Origin of the sequence: Pseudomonas sp. MWU13-2862, assembly GCF_023242495.1 — a bacterium.
GTDB lineage: Bacteria > Pseudomonadota > Gammaproteobacteria > Pseudomonadales > Pseudomonadaceae > Aquipseudomonas > Aquipseudomonas gingeri_D.
In genome coordinates, this window is record NZ_JALMEZ010000037.1 from 1 (window position 1) to 3,370 (window position 3,370).

Annotated in this window: 2 tRNA genes and 1 rRNA gene; all 3 read left to right on the forward strand. The window is 51.2% G+C overall.

What is annotated here, in order from left to right:
• Positions 1-7 precede the first annotated feature (7 nt).
• The 3 genes from M5C56_RS32250 (at position 8) to M5C56_RS32260 (ending at position 3,349) form a co-directional block, all read left to right on the forward strand.
• Positions 8-84, forward strand: a tRNA-Ile gene (locus M5C56_RS32250).
• A gap of 30 nt (positions 85-114) precedes the next feature.
• A tRNA-Ala gene (locus M5C56_RS32255) sits at positions 115-190 on the forward strand.
• A 267-nt stretch (positions 191-457) separates the two neighbouring features.
• A 23S ribosomal RNA gene (locus tag M5C56_RS32260) occupies positions 458-3,349 on the forward strand.
• Positions 3,350-3,370: the final 21 nt, after the last annotated feature.

Genomic DNA, 3,370 nt, shown 5'->3' on the forward strand with positions numbered 1-3,370 from the left:
CGAAATTGGGTCTGTAGCTCAGTTGGTTAGAGCGCACCCCTGATAAGGGTGAGGTCGGCAGTTCGAATCTGCCCAGACCCACCAATTTTGTGTGGGAAAAGCCTGTAGAAATACGGGGCCATAGCTCAGCTGGGAGAGCGCCTGCCTTGCACGCAGGAGGTCAACGGTTCGATCCCGTTTGGCTCCACCATTTACGTTGTGATGGTTGTTGGCTGTAGTTGCTTCTGCGTTAGAGTTTAGAAATGAGCATTCCATCATGCGATGGTGAATGTTGATTTCTAGTCTTTGATTAGATCGTTCTTTAAAAATTTGGGTATGTGATAGAAAGATAGACTGAACGTTACTTTCACTGGTAACGGCTCAGGCTAAGGTAAAATTTGTGAGTGACTCTTAAGAGTTTTGCGAATTTTCGGCGAATGTCGTCTTCACAGTATAACCAGATTGCTTGGGGTTATATGGTCAAGTGAAGAAGCGCATACGGTGGATGCCTTGGCAGTCAGAGGCGATGAAAGACGTGGTAGCCTGCGAAAAGCTTCGGGGAGTCGGCAAACAGACTTTGATCCGGAGATGTCTGAATGGGGGAACCCAGCCATCATAAGATGGTTATCTTGTACTGAATACATAGGTGCAAGAGGCGAACCAGGGGAACTGAAACATCTAAGTACCCTGAGGAAAAGAAATCAACCGAGATTCCCTTAGTAGTGGCGAGCGAACGGGGACTAGCCCTTAAGTGGCTTTGAGATTAGCGGAACGCTCTGGAAAGTGCGGCCATAGTGGGTGATAGCCCTGTACGCGAAAATCTCTTGGTCATGAAATCGAGTAGGACGGGGCACGAGAAACCTTGTCTGAATATGGGGGGACCATCCTCCAAGGCTAAATACTACTGACTGACCGATAGTGAACTAGTACCGTGAGGGAAAGGCGAAAAGAACCCCGGAGAGGGGAGTGAAATAGATCCTGAAACCGTATGCGTACAAGCAGTGGGAGCCCACTTTGTTGGGTGACTGCGTACCTTTTGTATAATGGGTCAGCGACTTATTTTCAGTGGCGAGCTTAACCGAATAGGGGAGGCGTAGCGAAAGCGAGTCTTAATAGGGCGTCTAGTCGCTGGGAATAGACCCGAAACCGGGCGATCTATCCATGGGCAGGTTGAAGGTTGGGTAACACTAACTGGAGGACCGAACCGACTACCGTTGAAAAGTTAGCGGATGACCTGTGGATCGGAGTGAAAGGCTAATCAAGCTCGGAGATAGCTGGTTCTCCTCGAAAGCTATTTAGGTAGCGCCTCATGTATCACTGTAGGGGGTAGAGCACTGTTTCGGCTAGGGGGTCATCCCGACTTACCAAACCGATGCAAACTCCGAATACCTACAAGTGCCGAGCATGGGAGACACACGGCGGGTGCTAACGTCCGTCGTGAAAAGGGAAACAACCCAGACCGTCAGCTAAGGTCCCAAAGTCATGGTTAAGTGGGAAACGATGTGGGAAGGCTTAGACAGCTAGGAGGTTGGCTTAGAAGCAGCCACCCTTTAAAGAAAGCGTAATAGCTCACTAGTCGAGTCGGCCTGCGCGGAAGATGTAACGGGGCTCAAACCATGCACCGAAGCTACGGGTATCACTTAGGTGATGCGGTAGAGGAGCGTTCTGTAAGCCTGTGAAGGTGAGTTGAGAAGCTTGCTGGAGGTATCAGAAGTGCGAATGCTGACATGAGTAACGACAATGGGTGTGAAAAACACCCACGCCGAAAGACCAAGGTTTCCTGCGCAACGTTAATCGACGCAGGGTTAGTCGGTCCCTAAGGCGAGGCTGAAAAGCGTAGTCGATGGAAAACAGGTTAATATTCCTGTACTTCTGGTTATTGCGATGGAGGGACGGAGAAGGCTAGGCCAGCTTGGCGTTGGTTGTCCAAGTTTAAGGTGGTAGGCTGAGATCTTAGGTAAATCCGGGATCTTAAGGCCGAGAGCTGATGACGAGTTATCTTTTAGATGACGAAGTGGTTGATGCCATGCTTCCAAGAAAAGCTTCTAAGCTTCAGGTAACCAGGAACCGTACCCCAAACCGACACAGGTGGTTGGGTAGAGAATACCAAGGCGCTTGAGAGAACTCGGGTGAAGGAACTAGGCAAAATGGCACCGTAACTTCGGGAGAAGGTGCGCCGGTGAGGGTGAAGGACTTGCTCCGTAAGCCCATGCCGGTCGAAGATACCAGGCCGCTGCGACTGTTTATTAAAAACACAGCACTCTGCAAACACGAAAGTGGACGTATAGGGTGTGACGCCTGCCCGGTGCCGGAAGGTTAATTGATGGGGTTAGCTAACGCGAAGCTCTTGATCGAAGCCCCGGTAAACGGCGGCCGTAACTATAACGGTCCTAAGGTAGCGAAATTCCTTGTCGGGTAAGTTCCGACCTGCACGAATGGCGTAACGATGGCGGCGCTGTCTCCACCCGAGACTCAGTGAAATTGAAATCGCTGTGAAGATGCAGTGTATCCGCGGCTAGACGGAAAGACCCCGTGAACCTTTACTATAGCTTTGCACTGGACTTTGAATTTGCTTGTGTAGGATAGGTGGGAGGCTTTGAAGCGTGGACGCCAGTTCGCGTGGAGCCAACCTTGAAATACCACCCTGGCAACTTTGAGGTTCTAACTCAGGTCCGTTATCCGGATCGAGGACAGTGTATGGTGGGTAGTTTGACTGGGGCGGTCTCCTCCTAAAGAGTAACGGAGGAGTACGAAGGTGCGCTCAGACCGGTCGGAAATCGGTCGTAGAGTATAAAGGCAAAAGCGCGCTTGACTGCGAGACAGACACGTCGAGCAGGTACGAAAGTAGGTCTTAGTGATCCGGTGGTTCTGTATGGAAGGGCCATCGCTCAACGGATAAAAGGTACTCCGGGGATAACAGGCTGATACCGCCCAAGAGTTCATATCGACGGCGGTGTTTGGCACCTCGATGTCGGCTCATCACATCCTGGGGCTGAAGCCGGTCCCAAGGGTATGGCTGTTCGCCATTTAAAGTGGTACGCGAGCTGGGTTTAGAACGTCGTGAGACAGTTCGGTCCCTATCTGCCGTGGACGTTTGAGATTTGAGAGGGGCTGCTCCTAGTACGAGAGGACCGGAGTGGACGAACCTCTGGTGTTCCGGTTGTCACGCCAGTGGCATTGCCGGGTAGCTATGTTCGGGAAAGATAACCGCTGAAAGCATCTAAGCGGGAAACTTGCCTCAAGATGAGATCTCACTGGAACCTTGAGTTCCCTGAAGGGCCGTCGAAGACTACGACGTTGATAGGTTGGGTGTGTAAGCGCTGTGAGGCGTTGAGCTAACCAATACTAATTGCCCGTGAGGCTTGACCATATAACACCCAAGCAATTTGCG